General features: G+C 29.0%; 22 protein-coding genes. 19 read left to right on the top strand and 3 right to left on the bottom strand.

Annotated features, from left to right (window positions below):
- The first annotated feature begins 56 nt into the window (after positions 1–56).
- The gene (locus tag T514_RS0104140) at positions 57–1,247 is read left to right on the top strand and encodes an ABC transporter substrate-binding protein (protein WP_027623631.1); all 1,191 of its coding nucleotides are present in this window, start codon (positions 57–59) and stop codon (positions 1,245–1,247) included.
- A gap of 46 nt (positions 1,248–1,293) precedes the next feature.
- On the opposite strand, the gene T514_RS0104145 is transcribed toward T514_RS0104140, so the two are convergent.
- A complete protein-coding gene (locus T514_RS0104145; RefSeq protein ID WP_027623632.1) occupies positions 1,294–2,415 on the bottom strand; it encodes a glycosyltransferase family 4 protein in 1,122 nt (373 codons plus the stop codon).
- Between the two features lie 156 nt (positions 2,416–2,571).
- Between T514_RS0104145 and T514_RS0104150 the strand changes: the two genes are divergently transcribed.
- The 3 genes from T514_RS0104150 to T514_RS0104160 are packed head-to-tail and all read left to right on the top strand — an operon-like array spanning position 2,572 to position 5,375.
- Positions 2,572–3,579, top strand: coding sequence for a CotS family spore coat protein (locus T514_RS0104150; protein ID WP_027623633.1), 1,008 nt, complete (start codon positions 2,572–2,574; stop codon positions 3,577–3,579).
- A gap of 16 nt (positions 3,580–3,595) precedes the next feature.
- Positions 3,596–4,348: a protein kinase family protein gene (locus T514_RS0104155; RefSeq protein ID WP_027623634.1), complete on the top strand. Its 753-nt coding sequence runs from the start codon at positions 3,596–3,598 to the stop codon at positions 4,346–4,348.
- A gap of 10 nt (positions 4,349–4,358) precedes the next feature.
- Positions 4,359–5,375, top strand: coding sequence for a CotS family spore coat protein (locus T514_RS0104160; RefSeq protein WP_027623635.1), 1,017 nt, complete (start codon positions 4,359–4,361; stop codon positions 5,373–5,375).
- A 41-nt stretch (positions 5,376–5,416) separates the two neighbouring features.
- On the opposite strand, the gene T514_RS0104165 is transcribed toward T514_RS0104160, so the two are convergent.
- Positions 5,417–6,541 carry a glycosyltransferase family 4 protein gene (locus T514_RS0104165; RefSeq protein ID WP_027623636.1) on the bottom strand — a complete coding sequence of 375 codons (1,125 nt, stop codon included), beginning with the start codon at positions 6,539–6,541 and terminating at the stop codon, positions 5,417–5,419.
- Between the two features lie 143 nt (positions 6,542–6,684).
- Here T514_RS0104165 and T514_RS0104170 point away from each other — a divergent pair, with 143 nt between their 5' ends.
- The 12 genes from T514_RS0104170 to spoIIR all read left to right on the top strand — a co-directional run bounded on the left by T514_RS0104170 (position 6,685) and on the right by spoIIR (position 20,631).
- The gene (locus tag T514_RS0104170) at positions 6,685–7,689 is read left to right on the top strand and encodes a CotS family spore coat protein (protein WP_027623637.1); all 1,005 of its coding nucleotides are present in this window, start codon (positions 6,685–6,687) and stop codon (positions 7,687–7,689) included.
- A 107-nt stretch (positions 7,690–7,796) separates the two neighbouring features.
- Positions 7,797–8,672 carry a sporulation peptidase YabG gene (gene yabG / locus T514_RS0104175; protein WP_027623638.1) on the top strand — a complete coding sequence of 292 codons (876 nt, stop codon included), beginning with the start codon at positions 7,797–7,799 and terminating at the stop codon, positions 8,670–8,672.
- 254 nt (positions 8,673–8,926) lie between these two features.
- Positions 8,927–9,160, top strand: a complete 234-nt coding sequence (locus T514_RS0104180; protein ID WP_027623639.1) for a Veg family protein — start codon at positions 8,927–8,929, stop codon at positions 9,158–9,160.
- A gap of 518 nt (positions 9,161–9,678) precedes the next feature.
- The gene (locus tag T514_RS0104185; RefSeq protein WP_027623640.1) at positions 9,679–11,241 is read left to right on the top strand and encodes a DUF3794 and LysM peptidoglycan-binding domain-containing protein; all 1,563 of its coding nucleotides are present in this window, start codon (positions 9,679–9,681) and stop codon (positions 11,239–11,241) included.
- A 105-nt stretch (positions 11,242–11,346) separates the two neighbouring features.
- A complete protein-coding gene (locus T514_RS0104190; protein ID WP_027623641.1) occupies positions 11,347–12,144 on the top strand; it encodes a cyanophycinase in 798 nt (265 codons plus the stop codon).
- Positions 12,145–12,147: 3 nt separating this feature from the next.
- The gene (cphA, locus tag T514_RS0104195) at positions 12,148–14,763 is read left to right on the top strand and encodes a cyanophycin synthetase (RefSeq protein WP_027623642.1); all 2,616 of its coding nucleotides are present in this window, start codon (positions 12,148–12,150) and stop codon (positions 14,761–14,763) included.
- A 136-nt stretch (positions 14,764–14,899) separates the two neighbouring features.
- Complete coding sequence (ispE, locus tag T514_RS0104200) at positions 14,900–15,742, top strand: 4-(cytidine 5'-diphospho)-2-C-methyl-D-erythritol kinase (protein ID WP_027623643.1); 843 nt, start codon at positions 14,900–14,902, stop codon at positions 15,740–15,742.
- A gap of 151 nt (positions 15,743–15,893) precedes the next feature.
- Positions 15,894–16,088 carry a CLC_0170 family protein gene (locus tag T514_RS0104205; protein ID WP_027623644.1) on the top strand — a complete coding sequence of 65 codons (195 nt, stop codon included), beginning with the start codon at positions 15,894–15,896 and terminating at the stop codon, positions 16,086–16,088.
- A 29-nt stretch (positions 16,089–16,117) separates the two neighbouring features.
- Positions 16,118–17,575, top strand: a complete 1,458-nt coding sequence (locus tag T514_RS0104210) for a spore germination protein (RefSeq protein ID WP_027623645.1) — start codon at positions 16,118–16,120, stop codon at positions 17,573–17,575.
- A gap of 25 nt (positions 17,576–17,600) precedes the next feature.
- Positions 17,601–18,701, top strand: coding sequence for a GerAB/ArcD/ProY family transporter (locus T514_RS26905; protein ID WP_027623646.1), 1,101 nt, complete (start codon positions 17,601–17,603; stop codon positions 18,699–18,701).
- On the top strand, positions 18,698–19,894 hold the full coding sequence (locus T514_RS26910; protein WP_051541775.1) for a Ger(x)C family spore germination protein: 1,197 nt from the start codon (positions 18,698–18,700) through the stop codon (positions 19,892–19,894). Before T514_RS26905 ends, T514_RS26910 begins: the two co-directional genes overlap by 4 nt.
- A gap of 83 nt (positions 19,895–19,977) precedes the next feature.
- Complete coding sequence (gene spoIIR, locus T514_RS0104225; protein WP_027623648.1) at positions 19,978–20,631, top strand: stage II sporulation protein R; 654 nt, start codon at positions 19,978–19,980, stop codon at positions 20,629–20,631.
- A gap of 47 nt (positions 20,632–20,678) precedes the next feature.
- On the opposite strand, the gene T514_RS23780 is transcribed toward spoIIR, so the two are convergent.
- On the bottom strand, positions 20,679–21,869 hold the full coding sequence (locus T514_RS23780; RefSeq protein WP_034868154.1) for an MGDG synthase family glycosyltransferase: 1,191 nt from the start codon (positions 21,867–21,869) through the stop codon (positions 20,679–20,681).
- Positions 21,870–22,132: 263 nt separating this feature from the next.
- On the opposite strand from T514_RS23780, the gene ypeB reads away from it, so the two are divergent.
- From ypeB to T514_RS0104245, 3 genes are all read left to right on the top strand, one after another.
- Complete coding sequence (gene ypeB / locus T514_RS0104235) at positions 22,133–23,503, top strand: germination protein YpeB (protein WP_027623649.1); 1,371 nt, start codon at positions 22,133–22,135, stop codon at positions 23,501–23,503.
- A 308-nt stretch (positions 23,504–23,811) separates the two neighbouring features.
- Positions 23,812–24,843, top strand: coding sequence for a D-alanine--D-alanine ligase family protein (locus T514_RS0104240; RefSeq protein ID WP_027623650.1), 1,032 nt, complete (start codon positions 23,812–23,814; stop codon positions 24,841–24,843).
- Between the two features lie 36 nt (positions 24,844–24,879).
- Positions 24,880–25,860 (top strand): DUF814 domain-containing protein, encoded by a 981-nt coding sequence (locus tag T514_RS0104245; protein WP_027623651.1) that lies wholly within the window; start codon positions 24,880–24,882, stop codon positions 25,858–25,860.
- The last annotated feature ends 39 nt before the right edge of the window (positions 25,861–25,899 follow it).

Below are 25,899 nucleotides of genomic sequence, written 5' to 3' on the forward strand. Positions count from 1 at the left end.
GGTATTGTGGATTATAGCTATCAGATAAAAATAATAAATATATAGGGGATATGCTTATGAAAAAAAGAAAAGTTATGTTATTGGTTACTATATGTATATTTCTTTTTACTTTAATGGGATGTAATGAAAAAAAAGATTTAGCAGAAGGAGTAAATAGAAAATTAAAAGGAAGGATAAATATAGTTGCAGATAAACAACGTGTAAATTACATAAAAACATATTCAGATGAATTTAATAAAGTGTTCCCAAATGTAAAGATAGAGGTAAGGGAAGAGGATGACAATTATAAATCTTTAGAAAGTATTCATAAGAATCCTATAGATATAGCAGTAGTAAAGGATGAATATACTCAGTACTTTTTAAGCACTTTCACAAATAATTTTCTAGATGTAAGTGATAATATATCAAGTTATAAAGGTAATTTTTCTAAAGGTGAATTAAATAGTGTTTCTTTTAACAATAAAACATATGGTATACCATTAGATAGAAGTCCTTATATGATGGTATATAGGAAAGATATATTTGATAAGTGCAATATAAATATAGATGATATAAGGACTTGGAAGGACTATGTAGATGCATGTAATATAATAAATAAAAATTTAAAACAAAACTATAAGTTTCTTTGGGAACAAGATAAGAATTATTTATATAAAGTTTTATTAAATCAATTGGGAGAGACTTATAGGGATAAAAACGGTAAATTTGCATTAAGTTCATATAATTCCACAAAAGCTTTAGATTTGATGAAAAAAATTAAAGAGCAAAAAATTATACTAGAACAAACTTCAGATATAACTATGATAGAAGAAATAAAAAAAGGAAAATTGATGGCTACGATTTGTAGCATAAACGATATCAATTCAATAATGACTAAGTTGCCAGAAATGAAAAATAAATTAGTAGTAAGAAGGATACCGGCAATAGAGATAGGTGGTAATAGAGATATATCTATGGATGGATATAATATGCTAGTTCTAGGAAGTGATAAAAACAAGGAGGCTTTGTCATTGTTTTTAGAATTTATCCTAAGAAACGAAAAGCTTCAATTACAGTTATTTTTTACACAGGGTGTTTTCCCGGCTAATATTAATATATATAAATCTGAAGAATTTAATAAAACTGTAGAATACTTTAATGATAAGATCTGGATTACAGGAAGTAACATACAGACTCAATCTCCAGATATTACATATCCTGCTGATTTTATTAAGATAGAAGAATTATTACAAAAGTCCTTCCAATAAAGGAAGGACTTTTATCTTTTATTCAATATGTTTAGGGAAGTTAGGCCTATTGAGAAAAAACTTTGGTATAGGCCTGCAATGTTTTTTTGGCGGTATCTTTCCAGGAAAAAAGAGATGCTCTGTTTAATGCTTTATATTTAAGGTTTTTTTGAAGACTATTATCATTTAATACTTTTTCTATAGCAGTGGCTAGATCTTTTATATCTAAAGGATCAATTAGTATGCCTCCATCTCCTATTACCTCTGGAATAGATGACAAGTTTGAAGAAATTACACAAGCACCACAACTCATAGCTTCCAAGGGAGGAAGTCCAAAGCCTTCATATAAAGAAGGATACACAAATAAATCACAACCGTTATATAAAAGAGGTAAATGTCCTGTAGGAACGAATCCGGTAAATATTATTTTTGAAGAGATATCTAATTTATTACTTAGGGTAGTTAAATAATCACCAGTATCTTTATTGGCACCTACTATCACTAAGTTATATTCTTTATTTAATTTTTTATATACTTTAGAAAACGCCATTATAAGAGAGTCAACATTTTTCCTACTACTAAATCCCCCTATATATAGAATAAATGGTTTTTTAATGTTATAGAATTTACTTAATATATAAGCACATTTTTCTTTATCCATGGGTCTGTAAATTGAGTCAGCAGCAAGTGGGGTTACAAAAACTTTATTTTCATCTACTATAGGAAAAAACCTTAATATGTCTTTTTTTGACCATTCTGATACAGTAATAATTCCATTACTGTTATTAACTAATTTGGGGATTTCTTTTAGGAAGTTATTCAAATAACCTTTGCCTACAGTTTCTGGCATAATATAGGGTATAAGGTCATGAATAGTTATAATCTTTTTACAATGTATATTTTCAGATAGTCCAATACCGTTTTGAGGTACATGATATAAATCTATATTATCTTTTATTAAATTAGTAGGGAAATAAAGTTGTTCAAAAAAACTTTTTTGCTTTTTTGAAACCATAATTACTTTAGAGTTTTCTTTACAGTATTCAGCATAGTCTTTTCCGCACCAATATATATTATAGTAATTCTCTTTATCTACATTTAGTATATTTTTTAAAACATTTTCAGTATATGTTCCTATTCCAGTACCTTTGTATAAAGTAATCCCTCTAGCATCTACACCAATCCTCATATAATACTCCTCCTTAAATGTACTCAGGCAAGGCTAAAAATATTTCAGCTTATATATTAATAATATTATAGTTACATGAAAAATGTGTCATTTAGCACATACAAAGGAATTTTTACATATAATACAATTATAAGTAATAGGCAGGGGGAAGTAACTTTGCTGGAAGAACAGATAAGGGAAACTATTAGGGAAGAATATTCACTAGAAGCAGAAGCCATAGAGAAAATTAAAAATGTATATAAAATAACTACACAAAAAGATAAATATTGTTTAAAAGTAATTAAATATGAATTAAACCATTTTCTGTTTATAATATCTGCTATTAAACACTTACAAAATAATCATTTTCAAAAAACTCCAGATATAATAAAGAATAATTGTTCTAGGGATTATATAGCTTTAGGTAATAAATATGCTTATTTGACTCCTTGGGTGCAGGCACGGGAATGTAATTATAATAATCCTTTTGATGTAATGCTCGCCGCTTGTAAGTTAGCAGAGCTCCATAAAAAAAGTTTCGGGTTTGATGTGACTGAGGAGATGAAGCCTAGAATAGGTTGGCATAAGTGGGTGAACAATTTTAAAAATAAAAAAAATGAGATATTAATGTTTAAAAATATTATAGAGAATAAAGAAAATAAAACTGAATTTGATAGTTATTATTTAAAGTCAATAAATGAAGAATTAATAAGAGTTGATAAATCTATACAAGATTTAATAAAAAGTGATTATTTCAATAAAATGGCATGTGAAGTACAAAACAAGGGGTTTTGCCATCATGATTATGCTAACCATAACGTGCTTATAGAAGAAAATGGTAATGTAGATATTATAGATTTTGATTATTGCATTTTAGATACTCATTTACATGATTTATGTAGTTTAATTATAAGAGTAATGAAAAACGGAAAATGGGATGTAAACAATTCTATAAAAATAATAGATTATTATAGTTCGATTTATCCAATAGAACGGTTTGATATACCAATTATGGCGTCTTTTATAGAATTTCCTCAAGCTTTTTGGCAATTAGGAATCCAGTATTATATGGAGAAGCAACCATGGGGAGAAGAATTTTTTATAAATAAGCTAAATAAGATATATGAGGATAAGGACTTAAGACAAGAATTTGTAGATGAATTTAAAAATAAAAAATACAATTAATGCCGGAGGTTAGATTATGGTTAATTTAAATACTTTTGAGCAATATTTAATATCTAAAGATATAGAGGTAGTTAGAGATTTAGATGTAGAGATAAGCAAGAAGGATATAGATGAAAAGCTATTATTAGAACAGCTTAAATTGATAAGTGAATTTCATAAAAAGGCTATGGGGAGTACAGGAATTATAAAAGATAGATTAGATAGTTCTATAGGTAGAATTGTTGAAGATTATAAAGTAAATATAAAAAAAATAAAAAGAGATATGGATAGGTTAAAACAGTATGGCCCAAGTAATACTTTTGAAAAAATGTTACTTAAAAAGGCAAATGAGTATGTAGAAATAGGAGAAAAGGTTATTAAAAATGTATATCAAAATGGATATTATGATCTAATCAAAAGAAGCATGAGAAATAAAGAGATATGTTTAGCGGATGTAGATTTCTCTAATATAATAAAAGAGGATAAGATAAAAGTTAAAAATATAGAAAAGTGTTGCTATGATATGGTGGAGATGGATTGCTATAATCTTTTATATAAATGTAAAAAAGCTGGGTTAAAGTTAGATTATAAGGAGTTAGTATTAATGTTTTGTAATTTTGAAGGATTAGATAATAATAGTTATCAATATATAATTTCATTATTGTCATTCCCTTATGAATTTGCTAAGCAATGCAATAAGTATAGATTAAGAAAGAAAGATTTGACAGATGAACAATATGCTTTAAAACTTTATAAGGCCATAATACAGGATGATTTATGTTTAATATAGAGGTGATTATATGAATGTAATATGTGATGACAAGCAGTTCCTGGCACAATATGATTTAGATGTAAATTTATTTTATAGATTTAATGTAAAGCCTTATGATATTTATCCATTAAGAAGTATATTTGTAGTAAGCACAGATAAAGGAAACAAAGTGCTAAAAAAGATTAGTTATAGTAAAGAAGAACTGTTATTTATATATGATGGCATAAAATATATAAATAATAAATTCAATAGAACCATGAATTTTTCTAAAACTTTTGATGGAAAAATATATACTGTATTGAATGATGATATATATTGCATGATAGATTTAGTAGAAGGAAGGGAAAGTGACTATAACAATCCGATAGACTTAGGTATAGCAACAAAAGGATTAGCAGAACTTCACTTAGCTGGAGAGGGATTTAAAGGAACATTATCTAGTAGATATAATAGTGGTAAACTAATAAATAACTTCAAAAGAAGATTAAATGAAGTTAAGGTATTTAAGACTGTAGCGAGCATTAATGAACATAAAAGTGATTTTGACGATATGTTTTTAAATAAAGTAGATTACTACATTGAGGAGATAAAGAAAAGTATAAAGTTACTGGAGAATTCCTCATATTATAAATTGTGTGGTGAAGAGAATAAAGTAGTGTTTTGTCATCATGATTTAGCTCACCATAATATAATTATAAAAGGGGAAGAAGCATATTTTATAGATTTCGATTATGCCATAGTGGATCTAAGAGTACATGATTTATGCAATTTTATAACTAAGGCAATTAAAAATTATGCTTTCGATATAGAGAAAGGAAAAAGCATATTAAAAGAGTATTCCAATATAAATCCTTTGGATAAGAGAGAGTTAGCTGTGTTATATGCTATGTTAACTTTCCCGGAAGATTTTTATAGTATAGTAAAAGACTATTACACTAGAAGAAAAGATTGGACTGAAGAAACTTTTGTAGATAAAATGAAAAAGAAAATATCAGCAGAAGAGTTTAGAATAGACTTTTTAAGAGGATTTGAAGACGTATTATAATTTAAAGCCAATAGATAAATAAAAAATCTATTGGCTTTTTTTTAACTATTAATTATTTTATTATAAGCAATTATAGTACCTTTGGCAGTTTTATCCCAATTTAATTCGGAAGATCTGACTAAGCCTTTTAAAACCAAAGAATCTCTCAATTTTTTATCTAAGAGAATTCTGTACATTGAAGCACATATATCGTCAATATTATATGGATCTATAAGTAAGGCTGCGTCATCAACCACTTCTGGGATTGAAGTAGTATTAGAAGCAATAACGGGTACTCCGCAAGCCATAGCTTCTACTGGCGGTAATCCAAAACCCTCATAAAAGGAAGGATATACAAAAGCTTCACATCCATTATAAAAGTATGGTAAATGTTCTAATGGAATAAATCCAGGAAATATTACCTTATCTTCAATATGAAGTTCTTCACAACGCTTTTTATATAAAGCATAGGATTTACCTTGTTTGCCTGCTATGATTAATTTTATGTCACTTTTATATAGATTTAAAAGTATGCTAAACGCTTCGATAAGACCTATTATATTTTTTCTAGGACTAAAACCACCTACATACAATATATAATCCTCACTAATGGAATAATGTTCTTTTATAAGATTTTTGCATATACATTTATCTATGGGAGCATATATATCTTCACTTGCTAGATAAGTGACAAAAATTTTATCTTTAGGGAAGTTAAAAGCTTCTATAATATCATTTTTCGAATAATTTGATACTGTTATTATTCCATCACAGTTAGAAATGACATTAGGTAAAGTTTCATTAAAAAGCTTTAGGTATCTTTCGCTAGAGGTTTCAGGCATTTTATAAGGGATTACATCATGTAATGTTATGGCAAAGGCACATTTCTTATTTTCTGGAATTCCTATTCCATTTTGTGGTACATGGTATAGGTCTATATATTTATCTTTTAATATATTTGGTATATTTACTTCATCCCAAAAGTTGTTTTTCATATTTTTGGTTATTTCTGCTATAGAGAAATTTTTGTTGAAATCTATCATGTTATTACAATTATTAGGCATAAAGATCATATAATCATTGGCGGAATCTATCCTGTTAATATGTTTTATTAATTGATAAGTATAAGTACCTATGCCAGTACCTCTATACCAATTAGCTGCTCTGCCATCTATTCCTATTTTCATAAGAAGGTTCCTTTCATAAACTAATTATATTTCATTATATTAATATAAGGCTAAAAGTGTTAATAAATAACTTTATTACAAGAATATAAGTTATCTTCTAAAAAACATATGTGATACATATAAATTATAAGGAGGTGATTGCTATGATGAGAGAATTTGAAATTGAAAGACAATTTGATATTAAAATTGAAAGCCTAAAGCCTAATAGAGGTGTTTATTTATTAAAAACTAATAAAGGAATGAGGTGTTTAAAGAAAATTAATTATGGAATACAAAAGCTTTTATTTGTATATGGAGCTAAGGAACATCTTATGGCTCAAGGATTTACAAGAGTTGATAAATATTTTCTAAATACTGAAGGCCATCCTTATGCAATTGTAAATGACGATATTTATACTCTTTCGGAGTGGCTGGAAGGAAGAGAGGCGGATTTTAGGAATAAAGAGGATTTAGTAATAGCTGCAGAAAATTTGGCTTATATGCACTTAGCTTCAAGGGGATATGAACCTCCTGAAAATAGTAAGCTTAAAACTGATTTAGGAAGATGGCCTCATCTTATGGAGAAAAGGGTAAGAGCTCTAGATAAAATGAGAGATACGGCAAGAAAAAGGAACAACAAGAATAATTTTGAGATGAATTATATAAAATCAGTGCAATTTTACAAAGAGTTAGGTAAAAGGGCAATAAAGGTATTGAAAGATTCTAAATATGATGAGCTATGTAGAATAGCAGAAGAAGAAAAAAGTTTTTGCCACCATGATTATACTTATCATAATATAATTATTGATGAGGATAATTGTGTCAATGTAATTGATTTTGACTATTGTAAGAGAGAAGTTAGGGCATATGATGTATCATCATTTATGATAAAGGTTTTAAAAAGAGTAGATTGGAATATAGAGATTGGTAATTTGATATTAGATTCTTATAACAAGATATATCCTCTTAGTGATGATGATTATAGAGTTTTATTTGCATTTTTATTATTTCCTCAAAGATATTGGAGATTAGCAAATAGATATTATTATAACGAAGTAAATTGGCCAATAAATACATTTAATAATAAGATGGAGGAATTGATAGCTGAACAGGATAAGTATATTAAATTCATTGATGAATTTAAGGGAATATATAGTCAAGAGGAATAAATATTAAGGCATGTAATACTTAATAGGTAGTACATGCCAATTATTTTGCACTTAATTATGGGGATGGTCATATTATATACCATGAGTTTTTATATGAGGATGATTTTATGGAAGTAGGAGATATAGTTGTAAGAAAATCTTATGGTAAGGATATTACATTTAGAATAATAGATATAAAATATACAGGAGATGGGTATATATATACTCTTAAAGGGATAAACTTAAGAATAATAGCAGATTCTTCAGCCGATGACCTAGAACTTATTTCAGAAGGAAAATGTACTCAATATGAACAAGTATTTAGTAGAAAAATAAATACCTCAATAAAAAAGATATTGATAAATAGAAGTGACATTAAGAATTATACTAGGTCTGTGGTCACTAGGTCTGCGGGTGTAAATGAAAAAAAGGAATTGGCTTTTGGAAGACCTGGAAAAATACTTCATGTAGATGGAGATGCTGAATATTTAGATGTATGCCTTAAGGTATATAAACAATTAGCACTAGAAGCTGTTGGAAAGGTTATTGCTGAGAAGGATCAGCCTAAACAAGTTTTAGATATAGTTAAAGCAGTAAAACCTGACATTGTAGTCATAACAGGTCATGATGCAGTAGCTAAAGGAACTAAAGATTATATGGATTTAAAAAACTATAGAAATTCAAAATATTTTATAGAAACTGTAACAGAACTTAGAAATTATGAACCGGGTTATGATAATCTAGTTATTTTTGCGGGTGCTTGTCAATCTCACTATGAGGCTATATTAGATGCAGGTGCCAATTTTGCAAGTTCCCCTAGTAGAGTACTTATTCATTGCTTGGATCCAGTATTTGTATGTGAGAAAGTAGCTTATACTAATATTGAGAAGGTAGTAGCTATAAAGGAAGCTCTTGAAAATACTATAAGTGGATCAAAGGGAATAGGAGGGCTTCAAACAAGAGGGAAATATAGAGAAGGATTTCCTAAATCTCAATATTCATAGCAAAAATCCTGCTATGTTGGTTAATTTAAACATAGCAGGATTTTTGCTATGAATTTGAATATATATCAAAAGAATGGGGAATAATAGCTTGGAGTTAGATATTTCTATATAAATAATGTATACGTTTTAAAATATTTATCTTTTGAAGTAATATCCATATTGACAAATCGTTAAAATAAATATAAAATTAAAAGTTTGGTTGACATTTAATATATTATGATATATAATTAAAATGTGGAAAGAGGGTGTTTACTGTGGAAAGAGGAAATGTATTGGCTTCGATAAAAAGAGATATAGAAAGCCATGTTGGAGAAAGCGTAACTCTTAAAGCTAATGGGGGAAGAAGGAAGACCTTTGTAAATAAGGGGACAATAGAGAAAACTTACCCTAGTATATTTGTGATAAGATTGGAGAATGACACCCAAAGGACAGTGACATATAGTTATTCTGATGTATTAACAAAGACAGTTCAATTAGTTTATGCTTAATAAAGCAGTACCATTTAGGTACTGCTATTTTTGTATACATAATTTTTAAGTAAACAGAGTTCTTGCCTTCATAGGGAATTTTATTCCCACTGAAGTTTATTAACAGACTTCCAAGGAGTTATCCTTTAGGGAAAATCGTTATCTAGGAATGTGACTGCTCTTTATCCTCCACTTTAAAGAAGATGGGAGTATTAGAGAGGGTAGTCATGGGATAAAAAAGAAAGATGGTGGGTTCCATCTTTCAACTATGGTATAAAAGGGTATTGAGAATTTATGAGAGGTTATATGGTCAACAACCAAGTCCTATAATACGCCAAAATATTTCACATGTCAACAACAATAATAATAATAAAATGAAAGATTATATCATGATTTTTTAGAAAAATGATGAATTTTGTTGTAAAATAGTTATTTTAATATTTTAATATAATTATAAAAAAATATTAAAGATCAATCATATTTTCCCTAAATAAATTATATAAATAGATAGTAGGTTTATAATAGGAGGGAATATGAATATGGCTATAGAGTTAATTAGAGAGAATATAGAATGTGAACAGCTTCTTGGCGAAAGTACTTGTGATACTATTATTAAAGCTGAATATTTAATACCTGATACTCATCCAGACGTTATAAAAATTTTAACCGTTGATTCCAAACCATTTATAGTAAATAAGGAAGTTATGAAGGATAAGGTTTATTTGGACGGGCAAATAGAATATAACATTATCTATTTAGCTAAAGAAGAAGAGAAAATGGCAGTTTATAATGTAAATTATATTGGAAAGTTTTCCAATTATGTTGAGGTGTCTGGAGCTGAACATAATATGGATTGTGAACATGATTGTTATATCGAACATATGGAATGTAATATAATTAATGAAAGAAAGGTTGCTGTAGAAGGAGTAATAAAGCTAAAGGCAGAAGTATACAGGAATTATAACTTCGAAATAATAAAAGACATTACAAATTCAGAAGATATACAAATGTTAAAGAACCCCATGGAAGTAGATAAAATAGTAGGAACTATTAATACAGATATGATAGCAAAATGTCCCATAAAAGTATCCAATGATAAACCTGAAATAGGTAGTATACTTAAATGTGATATTAATATTCACAAAAAAGATATTAATGTTTTAGAAAACAAAATTGTGATAGAAGCGGCAGCTCTTATAAATATATTATACAAAGGAAAAGATACAAGGGATATAATAGCGCTACAAGAGGATGTAGATATTAGTAAAGAAGTTGATTATGAAGGAATTACTCCAAATATGGAAAGCTACACTGATTTTAGAGTAGATGCTATGGAAATAAATATAAAAGATAATGAATTGGGCGAAAATAGGATAATTGATGTAGAGGCTCTAATAAAAGCAGCTACAAGAGTAATGTATAAAGAAGAAATGGATATAATTCAAGATGCATATTCTCCATCTGTTTCTATGGAAATGAAGAAAGAGGATTATAAGCTGAATGTAGTTCATGGGCAAGCTAAAGGTGAACAGATAGTAAAAGGAGATATAGAACTTGATAAGGATGAGCCTAAGATATCAGAAATAGTAATGTGCTCAGGAAAGGTGTGTATTACAGAAAAAAGAATAGTAGAAGATAAGGTCATAGTAGAGGGCGTATTAAATGTGGATGTTATGTATAAGACAAGGGATGAGGATAAGTATATATGTAGTATTTCTGAAGAGATACCATTTACTTGTCCTGTAGATTTATCAGGATGCAAGATTCAGATGCAGAGTATAGCAAAGGCTTTTTTAGAAAGTATAGATGCTTCTATAGAAGCTGGTAATATAGCTATAAAGGCTGTTGTGCAGATATATGCAAGAGTAAATTATATTATGCCAAAGGAATTTTTAGTAGATATTTCACCTATAGAGGGTGAAATACCAAAAAAGAAGTCTAGCGTTACTATCTATGTTGTACAAAACGGAGATACTTTATGGAAAATAGCAAAGAAGTACTTTACTACAGTGGAAAATCTAATAAAAGTAAATAATATAGAGAATCCAGATGGTGTTAAATTAGGAGAAAAGTTAATAATACCTGGGAGAGCCTGTTTATAAGAAATAAAACCTGCGGTGAATGAACTGCAGGCTTTTTTTATCATTGTGTATAATACTTATAAAAATGGTAAAAATAAAAAATACCTATGAAAAGAGGTGTTTTTTTTGGAAGAAAAGTTACAAGGAGATCTAATAATAATAGGTGGGGCAGAAGATAAAGAAGGAGAGAAAAGTATACTGAAGGAAGTATGCAGCAAAATTAATAAAGAAACTGATGAGATTGTTGTAGCCACAGTAGCTTCTGGAGTGCCAGAAGAGTTGGGCTTTCAATATAAAAACATATTTCAAAACCTAGGTGTGAGCCATATCTCTATACTTAATGTAAGAGAAAGGAAGGATGCTTTTGATAATTATAATATAGAGTTAATTAATAAAGCTGCAGTAGTTTTCTTTACTGGCGGAGATCAGCTAAGGATTACTAGCTTATTAGGAGGAACCAGTTTATATACAGCTATGAAAGAAAGCTATGAAAGTGGCTGTACATATGTAGGTACTTCGGCAGGAGCTTCTGCAATGAGTGATACTATGATAGTAACTGGACCAGATGAAGAGTCTCCAAAGAAATGTACTTTAAAGATGGCACCAGGGTTAGGATTAATTAAAGGTGTAATAATAGATCAACATTTTGCACAGAGAGGTAGAATAGGCAGAATTCTTGTAGGCATAGCAGAAAATCCTCAAAGTATAGGAATTGGAATAGATGAAGACACAGCTATAGTTGTAAATAATAAGGCTCAATTTAAGGTAATAGGTTCTGGAGCAGTATATGTTATAGATGGGAGTGAAATAACTGATACAAATGTTTCTGAACAAAATCAAAATGAAATATTATCAATATTCAATATAAAAATGCATGTACTAAAAAAAGATGACAAATTTGATTTAAATAGGAGGACACCTTAGAAAATGAAAGCTTTAAACTTTAAGTATTTTGAGGGAAGAAATATATATTGCCATAAGCCTTGTATAAGAATGGAAGTTGATTTGGAGGGATTTAGTGATATTCCAAGCAATTCTATAGATGGGTTTAATGAAGGATTAGTAAATCTTATACCTAAATTAAAAGAACATAGATGTGGTATAGATGAGGATATGGGATTCATTAAAAGATTAAAAGAGGGAACTTATCTTGCTCATATTTGCGAGCATATAGTAATTGCACTACAAAATACAATAGGGATAGAAGCAGCTTATGGGAAGGCTAGAGAGATAAATGGAGATATTTATTATATTATATATGAATATAAATATAAAAACACTGCTATTGAGGCGGGAAATATTGCTATAAAGATAATAAATTCTTTAATAAGTAAAAAGGAATTTAATATGGAAGAGGCTATATCAAAGTTAAAGGAGATTTTAAAAGGAGAAGAATTAGGACCAAGTACTTTGGCAATAATTAGCGAGGTAAAAAAGAAGGGAATTCCCATATTAAAGATAGGTCATGAAAGTATTTTTCAATTGGGATATGGAAGTGCCTCAAAGATGATAGAAGCAACTATAAGTGGTAATACGAGTGGTATAGCTATAGATATAGCTTGCGATAAACTTTTAACCAAGAAAATATTATTTAATCAATATATACCTGTAGCCGATGGATTACAGGTAATAAGTCCTGTTCAAATGCTTTTAGAGGCAGAAAGAATAGGCTATCCAGTGGTCCTTAAACCAAGATATGGAAACCAAGGCAAGGGTGTTTTTGTTAACTTGAGGGATGAGAAAGAATTGGTTCAGGCTTATAAAACACTTTTAAAGCAATATAGTGATATTATTATAGAAAAACATATACAAGGGAAAGATTATAGAGTATGTTTAGTGGATTATGAGGTTGTAGCTGTATCAGAAAGAATTTCTCCATATGTTATTGGTGATGGGGAAAGTAGTATAATACAGCTTATTCATAAGTTGAATTCCGACGAGAGAAGAGGGGATGGACATGAGAAACCTTTAACCAAAATTAAAATAAATGAGGAATTAATTAATTATATATGGAAGAGCTCCTATTCGCTTAATTCTATACCTGAAAAAGGACAAAAAATTGTATTAAGAGAGAATGCGAATCTATCAACTGGTGGAATAGCTATAGATTATACTGATGATATTTGTAAAGAAAACGTTGAAATATGTAAGAGAGCTGCAAAAGCAATTGGACTTGATATATGTGGTATAGATGTTTGTTGTACAGATATAACAAAGCCAATGGATGGGGTTATTATAGAAGTTAATGCAGCACCTGGTATAAGGATGCATGAGCACCCTTACCAAGGAAGTAGTAGAAATGTTGGAGGAGCCATAGCAGATATGTTGCTAAAGGATATATCCAATCAAATTCCTGTAGTATCTGTTACTGGAACTAATGGAAAAACTACTACAACGAGATTAATATCTTATGTTTTATCTTTAGCAGGATATAAAACTGGTATGGCTACTACAGGAGGAATATACGTAAATAATTCTTGCATAGTCAAGGGAGATACTACAGGGTATGATAGTGCTATGACTATATTAAATAATAAAGAAGTAGAAGCAGCTGTATTAGAGACGGCTAGAGGAGGAATAATAAGAAAAGGGCTTGCTTATGATTTAGCTGATATAGGAATTATAACTAATATAACTTCAGACCATTTAGGTATAGATAACATAAATACTTTAGAAGAATTAGCTTTTGTGAAGTCTTTGGTAGTTGAAGCTATTAAGGAGAAAGGTTATGCTGTATTAAATGCTGATGATACTATGAGTATGAAAATATTAAATAGGGCAAAGGGTAATGTTACACTATTTTCTAAAGATAAGGATAACCCATATCTTAGAGAAAATGTTAAAAATGGAGGATATGGCATATACACATGGAAGGATGTTATATATGTTGAGAAGGATGATAATATAGTTCCCTTGATAAAAATAAAAGATATTAAAATTACTCTAGAAGGAAAGTTGAAATATAACATAGAAAATGCTATGGCAGCTTGTGCAGCGTTAATAGGATTAGGAATAGATTATTTAGTTATACGAAAAGGAATGCAAAGCTTTTATCTTGATGAAGAACATAATCCAGGAAGATTTAATATGTATAAACTTAAAGATGTTACTGTAATATTAGACTATGGTCATAATACAGAGGGATATAAAGCTGTATTAGAAGGACTAAGAGCATTAGATTATAAGAGGTTAATTGGCATAATAGGAGTACCTGGAGATAGAAAAAATGATGATATACTGGAAATAGGTGAGATATCAGCAAAAAATTTTGATCAAATTTATATTAAAGAAGATGGAGATAAAAGAAATAGAAGAGATGGTGAAGTAGCACAGTTATTAGAATGTGGTGTGCTAAAGGGAGGATTTAACAAAAAAAATGTTAGCATAATACTGGATGAGAGAAATGCATTGAAAAAGGCTATAGAGACTTCTAGAAAAGGAGATTTAATTATAATATTCTTTGAAGAATATGAACCACTATTAACAATAGTAAAAGAAGAAATGAATAGATTAAATAAAAGCTCTAATGAAGCATTGGCATAGTCAAATAGATTTTTTTAAATAAAAGTTATACTTATTAAAGTGTATAGCTTTTATTTTTTTTATGTATTATACTATTTTTTAAACTAGTGTTTTAGGCCAAACAGTTATAATTAACTTAATAGTCAGGAGGTTTATTATGGAATTAAAGGCTTATGCTAAAATAAATTTATCATTAGATGTAACCGGGGTAAGAGAAGATGGATATCATCTTCTAAAAATGATTATGCAAAACATAGATTTATATGATGTAGTAAGGGTAGAAAAAGGCAAAGAAGGTATTAATCTTAAGTGTAGTATAGATACAATTCCAGTAGATAATAGAAATATAGCATATAAGGCAGCGGAGCTTTTTATAAAATCATATGATATAAAAGAAGGAGTAGATATATATATAGAAAAGAATATACCTGTGGAAGCAGGATTAGCAGGGGGAAGTACTGATGGAGCAGCTGTTTTGAAAGCTATGAGAGATATATTTAAACCAAAAGTATCAGATTGTGAATTAGCTAATATAGGAGTGAAATTAGGAGCAGATGTACCTTATTGCATTTATGGTGGTACAGCGCTTTGTGAGGGTATTGGAGAAATAATAACTCATCTAAAGCCTTTTAGAAATCATATATTAGTATTGGTAAAGCCTAACTTTGGAGTCTCTACTAAAGAAGTTTATAAAGAAATTGATAATAAAAGTGTTTTAAATCATCCTAATATAGAGATTATGATAAAGGCAGTTGAAAATAATGATTTAAAATCAGTTTGTTCCAATATGGTAAATGTGCTAGAAAATGTTACAGTAGAAAGGTATCCGGAATTAAATTTTATAAAAGAAGAGGTACTAAACTTTAAAGGACTAGGAGCCTTAATGAGTGGAAGTGGGTCTACCATATTCGGTTTTTTTCAGGATATGTATTTTGCTCAAAAATACTATGATCATATGAAATTAAAATATAATCAAGTTTTTATTACAAGAACAATATAATTAATTTAATAAGGATAAAATGAATAGCTCTTTCAAAGGCAAGAATATGCTTTTGAGAGAGTTATTATTTTATAATTGCATACTATTCATGAATAATTAATTTTTATATGTAAAAAATAAGTAGGAATTATAAAGGTTAAGGTGATGCTTGATGAACATAATAGGTCTTTTTGATAAATATTTATTGATTCTAGTAATTATACAAGGACTTATAACTTCTTTTATAGACTATAAAAGTTTTAAGAGAGCAGGAATGAATAGAACAGCTAGAACAGCTAAAGTTATAGGAAGTAGCGAAATTATTATTTCCTTTCTTATGTACTTAATAGCTAACAAATTATATTAATTATATGGGGAATAGGAAGTGATATATTTATGAAGGAAGAGATAAGGAAAGTTATATCTGCAAATATAGATGATAATATAGAATATTTGAAAAATCTGTTAAAGGATAATTCAGATATAGTCTATAGGGAGTTTTACGTAGAAGATACAAAAGCTTTAATTATGTATGTAGATGGTATGGTAGATAAAATATTATTAGACAATTTTGTATTGGAAAGTTTAATGCTCAATAGAAAAGAGATAAAGATAGAGGATGTTAAAGATAAAATATTAACTGTATCAGATTTAAGGGAAGTAAAGAAGTTAGATGAAGCTGTAAATGCAGTATTAGCAGGAGATACTATGATGCTTTTTCATGGTATGGACGTATGCTATGTAATAGCAACTAGGTTTTGGCCTGCTAGGGGAGTATCGGAGCCGTCAAGGGAAACAGTATTAAGAGGAGGTAGAGATGGTTTTACAGAAACCATAAGATTTAATACAGCACTAATAAGAAGACGAATAAGAGATACTAGATTAAAAATGATCCCTAAAACTTTAGGGGTGAGGTCTAAAAGTGATGTGATTGTAATGTATATAGATGATATTGCAGATGACAAAATAGTAAAAAAGGTTTTTGAAAGATTAGAGGAAATAGAGATTGATGCTATTTTAGATAGTGGATATGTGGAACAACTAATTGAAGATAATAAGTGGTCGCCTTTTCCTCAAATTCAAAGTACAGAAAGACCTGATGTAGTTTCAGCAGCTTTATATGAAGGAAGAGTAGCTATTTTAGTTGATAATTCGCCTTTTGTATTAATTGTTCCAACTACTTTGCCTAATTTGTTTCAATCACCTGATGATTATTATCAGAGGTGGATTTATGGCTCCACATTAAGAATAATTAGAGTCATTTCAATTATATTATCTTTGATGCTGCCTGCAATATATGTAGCAGTAACATCGTTTCATCCCTCCATTATACCAACAAAATTAGCTTATTTTATAGCGGCTTCTAGAGAAGGAGTTCCTTTTCCAGCTTTTGTGGAAGCAATAATAATGGAGATAAGTTTAGCATTACTTATGGAATCTATAGTTAGGTTACCTAGGCCAATTGGTGCTACCATTGGAATTGTTGGTGGATTGATAATAGGGCAGGCAGCTGTAAGTGCAGGTATTGTAAGTCCAATAATGATAATTATTGTTTCTATTACAGCTATAACTAGTTTTACTACACCTAATTATGAAATTACATCAGCATTTAGACTTATAAGATTTTTGTTAATAATAGCTGCTTCCATTATGGGATTGTATGGAATAATGCTAAGTCTTATTCTAGTATTAATACATATAATAAGACTTAAAAGTTTTGGCATACCTTACCTAGCTCCATTAGTTAATTTTAATAAGAGTGATCTGAAAGATATGTTTATAAGAGCACCATTAAGACGATTAAAAAATAGACCTAGATACATGAATACAGAAGATAAGGTTAGGCAGAAGTAGTAATGACAATAGGAGGTGAATCTTTTTGAACAATAAGGAGTTTATTTCTTCATATGGATTGTTTGCTACCTTAGTGGTAACAGTAATAGGAGTTAATGTTTTTTCATATCCTAGTGAGCTTGCGAATTTAGTAGGCGGAGATGGATGGTTAGTGATATTTTTAAGCGGAGTTATAGTTTATACGTTAATATATTTTATTTGCAAAGTAGAGAAAAAAAATGACTATTCGCATACATATGAGATACTTAAAAGCAGGTTTGGAAAAGTTATTGGTATTTTAGTAGCTTTAAGTTTAATATGGTACAGTATTTTTTTTATATCTATGGGATTAAGAGTATTTACAGAAGAAATAAAGTTATATCTTTTAGAAAAGACTCCAACAGAATTTATATTTGTAGTAACAATTCTAGCAGGTACCTATCTTGTTAGAGGAGAAATAGATAATTTAATAAAATTTAATGAAATAAGCTTTTGGTTAATGTTTATACCTGTTATTTTAGTTCTTGTACTTTCAGTATATGATGCTGATTTTACTAATATATTACCTATCTTAAATAGTCCACCTAATAATTATGTAAAGGGTACTATAGCTGGTGTAAATAGGTTTGCAGGTTTTCAGATATTATTACTTATAATTCCTTTTTTAAAGGATAAGAAAAATGTAGCTAAGGTAGCTTTTAAGAGCATGTTATTTATAACAGTATTTTATGCGGCAGTATTTATTTTAGTTGTATCTGTTTTTGGAAAAAATCAAACTAAGATATTGCTATGGCCCGTGATTACTATGATAAAGTACATAAATATTCCAGGGTCCTTTATAGAAAGATGGGAAGGAATAATAATGAGTATATGGGTGATTTTCTATTTTACTACTTTTACAAATCATTATTATTTTGCTGCAGATCTGTTAAAGAAGGTATTGAAGCTTAAGGACATAAAATTGTCTTCTGCTATAATAGTTCCATTCATATATTTAATTGCTTTATATCCTAACAATGTAGCAGAAGTATATTCTTTAGGTACTAGGTATGGAAATATTTTTTTCCTAATTAACTTGATAATTATACCTGTAGTATTATTGCTTATGCCATCTCCTAGGAAAGGAGGAGGAAAAAATCCTGAATGATTTTTCAGGAAAATGTTATGAAGCTGAAAAAAGTTATATTAATATTGATATGTTGCATGTTCACCACCGGATGTTGGGATAAAGTAGAAATTGATAGAAGGATATTTGTCTCTACCATAGGTATAGATGCTGGGCAGGAGATCTCAAAGGAAAAGGAGTTAAAAAAACTAAATCCTAATGAAGCATTTTCAGATAACAATGTTAAAAGGTTGAATATAACCTACGGTTTTCCGGATATAAGCCAACTCGGTCCACAGAAGGAGGGCGTGGCTGAGCAGAAAAGTATAAATGTAGATGCATATTCTATGGAAGATGCATTTACTAAAGCTACTGCTAAAAGTAGTAGAAATATTAGTTTTGGACATTCTAAACTACTTATAATGGGTAATAACTTTTTTGGTTATCCTGAAGCGGTTAAAGAAGTATTGGATTATTTGCAAAGACAACCATCTTTAAACAGAAATACTTTAGTAGTAATGGCCGAAGGGAAAGTAGAGGACTATATAAAGTATAAGCCTAATCTAGAAAAAAATACACAAGAGTACATACAGGGACTTATAGAAAATAGCAATAGAAATAGCAGTGTCATACCAACTGATTTAAATCAGTTCTTGATGAATTTGGACGAAAACGGTAATAGCATCATACCAAGTTTAACCATAGATAAGGAAAAAAATGAAATTAAATTAGCAGGAACTTGTTTAATAAAAAATTATGTATTTAAAGGTATACTGTCGCCTACAGAAACTGCTGACATTAAAATATTAAGGGGCAAATTTAAAGGAGGTAAGAAAGTAATATATGAAGGGGGGCATCCTATAGATTTTGAAATAGATGATATGGAAAGAAAAATAACTATGGATAGTAAGGATAATAAATTAACATTTAATATAAATATTGAGCTAGAAGGTCAGATAAAAGAATATTATCTAGGCAAAGAATTGCTATCTCCTCAAACTATATCGAAAATAGAGGACGGCTTTAATAAGGCTTTAAAAGATGAAATGGAAAAAGTAATAAAGGTTACACAAAATAAATATTCAATGGATTTAATAGGATTTAGGGAACATGTAGAAAAGTATGAACCTAAGACTTGGAATAAGGTTAAAAAGGATTGGGATGAGATATATAAGAATGCTGTAATAAATGTTAATGTAAATACTCATGTGAGAAGAATAGGAGCAATTAAATAATTTTTTAAAGTGTATATATTAATATTAAATGGTAATAATAGTCAATAGTGGTTAAGGATTTAATAATAAGGGGGATATTTAAGATGAAAAAATTAATGACTATTATTACTATTATATTTATTATTGTTTCTATAAGTTTGGGTTTGCCAAAAGTAAAGACAAGCATTCAACAGAAACATATAGCTAATAAACTTATAAGGTTTCATGTTATAGCTAATAGCGACATGGTATATGATCAAAAATTAAAATTAGAAGTAAAGGATAGTATATTACAATACATATCGCCTAAATTACAGAAATCCAAAAGTATAGACGAATCAAGAAAGATTATAAAAAACAATGATAGAGCTATTAAGGAAATAGCAAATAAAATAATAAAAAAGAATGGATATGATTATAGTGTAAACACAACACTATCCTACGAAAATTTCCCTGTGAAAACTTATGGAAATGTAAGCTTGCCTCAAGGAAAGTATGAGGCATATAGAATAATAATAGGAAAAGGTGAAGGACAGAATTGGTGGTGTGTTATGTTTCCGCCATTATGTTTTATAGATATAACAAAAGGACAGATAGCATATAATGAAACAGAAAAAGAAATGAAAAGTGTACTTACAGAAAATGAATATAAAGCTATAGATAATAGAATAGAAAATGATAAAGTTAATTACAACAAAGATAAAAAAATAAAAATGAAATTTAAAATACTTGAAATAGCAGAAAATATATTTAAATAAAAATGATATAAAAAATCCAGAACCATCTGGATTTTTTATATCATTTTTTATTTTAGCATGTTGCTAGATTGCATTTTGTTTATACATTCTTCATTAAAAATAGTATTAACATATTCATTTTTTTTTATAAGTTTTAGTATAATATCATAAATATCTTTTCCTACAAAAGGTTTTGCAAATTTTCCGCAGTTTTCTTTTAGAGTGAGTAAATTATCTGGATCTGAAAGAAGATTTTCCATGGTACCTTTTATACTTTTATCATGACTTAAATCTATAGCTAAATTATGTTTTATAAGAAATTCAGCATTTTTTTCTTCTTGACCTGGGATGGGTGAAAATATCCCAATAGGTGTCTTGCATATGAGTGCCTCAGTTATAGTAAGACCACCAGGTTTAGTAAGAAGAAGGTCTGAAGCTTGCATATATTTATTAACTTTATCTGTAAAACCTATTATATAGGTCTTTTTAGTTTCTGTAGATATATTTTGATATTTCATTAACTCATAGTAAAGTTTTTTATTGTTTCCTGTTATCACAATAATTTGTATATCATTTTCTAATTCTAATAACTCTTCATAAATAGAATCTATTTTACCCATGCCAAGGCTTCCGCCCATTATTAATATTGTAGTTCGATCGGGCAGAAATTGTATTTCTTCTAATGTTTTTTTTCTATCATATTCTGTAAAAAAATTGGGGCTTATTGGTATGCCTATATCATAGATTGTATTTTTAGGTATACCCCTTGAAACCATTTCAGGTATCATATCTGAATTTGAAACAATATATGCATCAATATAAGGATGAAGCCAAAAACTATGTGGAGCATAATCTGTAAGTATTGACATAGTAGGTAACTCTGTTTTGTGCTTTATTTTTAATATAGATAGCATTTCCGTTGGAAAAGGATGTGTTGCTATCAATATATCAGGTTTAAACTCCTTTATTAATGGTAAAAGTCTATATGTCATTATTTCATTAAATTTTGAGCTAATTGTAGCTAGACCATAATCTGTCTCAGAGTAGTCGTATAATTTACCAAATAGTGATGGAGTTACCTTTATTGTTTTTAAATAGCTCCCGATGATTACTTTATCAATAATTGGATTTATGTACCTTAGTGTGTCTATTATTTTTACATCGGAATTAGGATTATAAAGATAAATATAATCTTTTAGTGCTTCTGCAGCTCGGCTATGGCCTCCGCCGGCAGAAACTGAAAATATTAATGCTTTCATGAATTATTGTTTCCCCTTTCATATTTAAAGCTGTTTATACTTTGTAGGAAAACTCAGTTAATAAATATTGTACACTATTTTAAATAAAAATATAAGGTTTTAAAATTATTTAACATTATATTAAATAGTATAACCTAAAAATTGACATAATATATATTGTTTATAAAAAAATTCAGAAATATTTAAGAATCTTGTTAACTCTAGTGAATAACTAATGTAATTATTACAAATAATAATACAAGAAATATGTGGGAGGAATTGCTATGAAAATGACAAAAAAGAGAATAGTTTATACTACCATAGTAACATTAATAGTTGTATTTTCATCAACCTTTGCAATACTCATGACGCTAGAAAGAACAGACTATCGAAATTATTTACAAGCACAGTATAGCAAAAATATGTATGAACTAATTGACTCTGTACAAAATATAAGAGTTAACTTAGGAAAGGCAGCAATAGTTGGTTCGAGAGAGCAAAGCATAGTAGTATTTGAGGAGATATTTAGGCATGCATCTATGGCTAATGATAAGTTACATTCTTTACCTATTGCACAAGATACTTTGGAAAATTCCAGTAAGTTTTTATCTCAAGTGGGGGATTTTTGTTATACATTAGGGAAGGTATCTTCTGAAGGAAAACAATTAAGTGAAAAGGACTATAAAACTATTGATAGTTTAAAAAATAGATCATTTCAACTAGAGGCTAATCTAAAAGGAATATCGAATGAAATTAATGAGGGAAGAGTTAGATGGGGTGATATAAGAAAAAAAGTTAGTGGAGTGTTTGCTCAAAATAAACCAGAGGGATTAGCTGAAAAATTCAAAGGAATACAAAAGCAAGTAGCTCAATATCCTGCTTTAATATATGATGGCCCTTTTTCAGATAATATTCTAGAAATAACACCTAAGGTTAATTCTCAAAAAGCTGTATCTCAGAAAGAAGCAGAAAGTATAGTGAAAAAGGTTATAGGTGCGAATAAAATAGAATCCATAAAAATAAGAGAAGAAAAAGCAAATACTAGAATACCTACATATTCATTTGATGTTTACATGAAAGGAAGAAATAAGAAAAATGATGTAGTTGCTTGTGAAATAAGTAATCATGGTGGTAAAGTCGTATACTTACTTGATAATAAAAGTGTTGGATCAGCTAAAATTAAAAGAGATCAGGCCATTAAAAATGGAATAGCTTATTTGAATAATCTAGGATATAAAAATATGATACCTATGTATTCTTTGAATTATGGAAATGTAGAAGTTATTAGTTATGTATATAGGCAAGATAATGTTATAATATATCCAGATCAAGTAAAACTTAAAATTGCATTAGATGATGGCAGTATAATAGGTGTAGAATCAGAAAAATATTTAGTTTCCCATGTTGAGAGAAGGAAAATTCCTAAACCTAAAATAACTATAGAGGAAGCTAGAAAAAGGGTTGGAAAGAAGTTAAAAGTTAATTCTACTAAGTTAGCTATAGTTCCTACAGAAACTAATAAAGAAGTTCTTTGCTATGAATTTTCAGGTAGTTATAATAATGAGCAGTTTATAGTTTATATAAATGCAGAAACTGGTTTTGAGCAAAGAATTATTCAAATAATAAATACTCCTAATGGTCAACTTACAATGTAATATCAAGTTATTTTTAGATTCAGATGGAGTTTGTTTAAGAGAACTACTTGCTCCATCTGAATCTTATTAAGAGATTTTTGAGAGTTTTATTTCTTGGATTTTAGGGAAAAAGTTTGTCTAGGAGAGTAGCTATCAGAAAAATATTATGAAATAAATAAAAGTTGTTGATTAAATCATTAAAAAAAATTAAACTTATATTTGAATGGGTAATTTTAATCACATTATAATATACTCATGATTTAATTGTTGCGATGGGTTAATAACATCCCAACAATTAGATTTATATAATTTGTGAGGAGAGATTAATAATGAAGAAAAAAATAGCTATACTTTTTGGTGGACAATCTACTGAACATGAAGTGTCAAGAGTGTCTGCAGCATCAGTATTGAAAAATATTGACCAAGCTAAGTATGAGATTTATCCAATAGGTATCACAAAGGACGGGAAATGGTTCGGATATAATGGGAAAATAGAAAATATAGAAAATGGTTTATGGGAAAAAGATGAGAAACAGAAAACACCAAATGGACAAAATATATTATTTAACAAGGAAGTAGAGGTAGTATTCCCAGTTATGCATGGTTTATACGGAGAAGACGGAACTATACAAGGACTATGTAAATTACTTAATATACCTTTTGTTGGGCCAGGAGTATTATCATCTGCATTATGTATGGATAAAGTATATACAAAGTATGTTCTTGAAAATTTTGGAATAAAACAAGCAGAATATGTGGTAGTAAATAAATTTGATTATAATAAGAATAAGGATAAATTTATAAAAGGCATAGAAGAGCATCTAGGATATGCTGTGTTTATAAAGCCATCAAATAGTGGATCGTCTGTTGGTATAACTAAAGCACATAATAGAGAAGAACTTATAAAAGGATTGGAAGAAGCATTAAAATATGATAGAAAAATACTAGTTGAAAAAGCTATAAATGCTAGGGAGGTTGAAGTAGCTGTTCTTGGAAATGATGAACCTAAAGCAGCAGTACCAGGAGAAATTATTCCTGCAAAAGAATTTTATGATTATGAAGCTAAATATCAGAATGAAGCTTCAAAGCTTTTGATACCAGCTGCATTTAATGAAGAAGGATTAGAAAGAATAAAAAAATTAGCTATAGATATATATAAAATGTTAGATTGTCAGGGAATGTCAAGAGTAGATTTTTTAGTAGATAAGGATACAGAAGAAGTATACTTAAATGAAATCAATACTTTGCCAGGGTTTACTAGTATAAGTATGTATCCTAAGCTATGGCAGGCTTCAGGGAAGGAATATTCTAAGTTAATAGACGAACTTATAGAGTTAGCTGTAGATAGAGGAAATGAATAAGGTAAAATTTGTTTTTAAAAGAGAAAGGTGAATTTTATGACAAGAGCATTAGCAATGATATCAGGAGGTTTAGATAGCATTTTGGCTGCTAAACTAATAAAAGAACAAGGTATAGAAGTTATAGGTATATGCTTCAAATCTCATTTTTTCAATGAGGAAAATGCGGTAAAAATGACTGAACAAATTGGAATACCTTTAAAGGTGGTGGATTTTTCCAAAGAGCATTTTAGTATGGTTAAACATCCGAAACATGGATATGGTAAAAACATGAACCCTTGTATAGATTGTCATAGTTTAATGCTTAACTATACAGGAAAATTATTACAAGATATGGATGCTGATTTTATTATAACTGGAGAAGTGCTAAATCAAAGACCTATGTCTCAGACTAAGCATTCCCTAGATTTAGTAAAAAAGGAATCAGGATTTAGTGATAAAATATTAAGGCCATTATGTGCAAAAAATTTAACTCCAACAGAAATGGAGTTAAGTGGACTTGTAGATAGAGAAAAATTAATGGATATATCAGGAAGAGGCAGAAAAGTTCAGATGGAATTAGCAAAGAGTTGGGGAATAAAGGATTATCCTTCTCCAGCAGGAGGATGTAAACTTACAGAGCCAAACTATTCAAAGAGATTAAGAGAGTTATTGAATCATAAAGATAATCCAAGTGTTAAAGATCTAGAATTATTAAAGTATGGAAGACATTTTAGAATATTACCAGATGCTAAAATTATATCTACAAGGACTCAGATAGAGGGAGACGAAGTTAAGCAGTATTTAGATAAGGAAGACTTTATATTTTTTGCAGAAGAATTTAATGGTTCTATGATTATTATAGTGGGAGAACCAACAGAGGAAGACATAGAATTTGCTGCAAAGATTACTGCTAGATATAGTAAGGGAAAAGACGAAGAATTAGTAAAAGTTAAGTATGGAAAATTCATGTGTCCCCTAGATGAGCATATAGAAGTGAAGCCTGCAACAGAAGATGAAGTAAATAAATATATATTATGATCAACAATTATTCAAATATCATAAGTTGGAGGTGAAATT

This window comes from Clostridium lundense DSM 17049 (assembly GCF_000619945.1).
Lineage (GTDB): Bacteria > Bacillota > Clostridia > Clostridiales > Clostridiaceae > Clostridium_AO > Clostridium_AO lundense.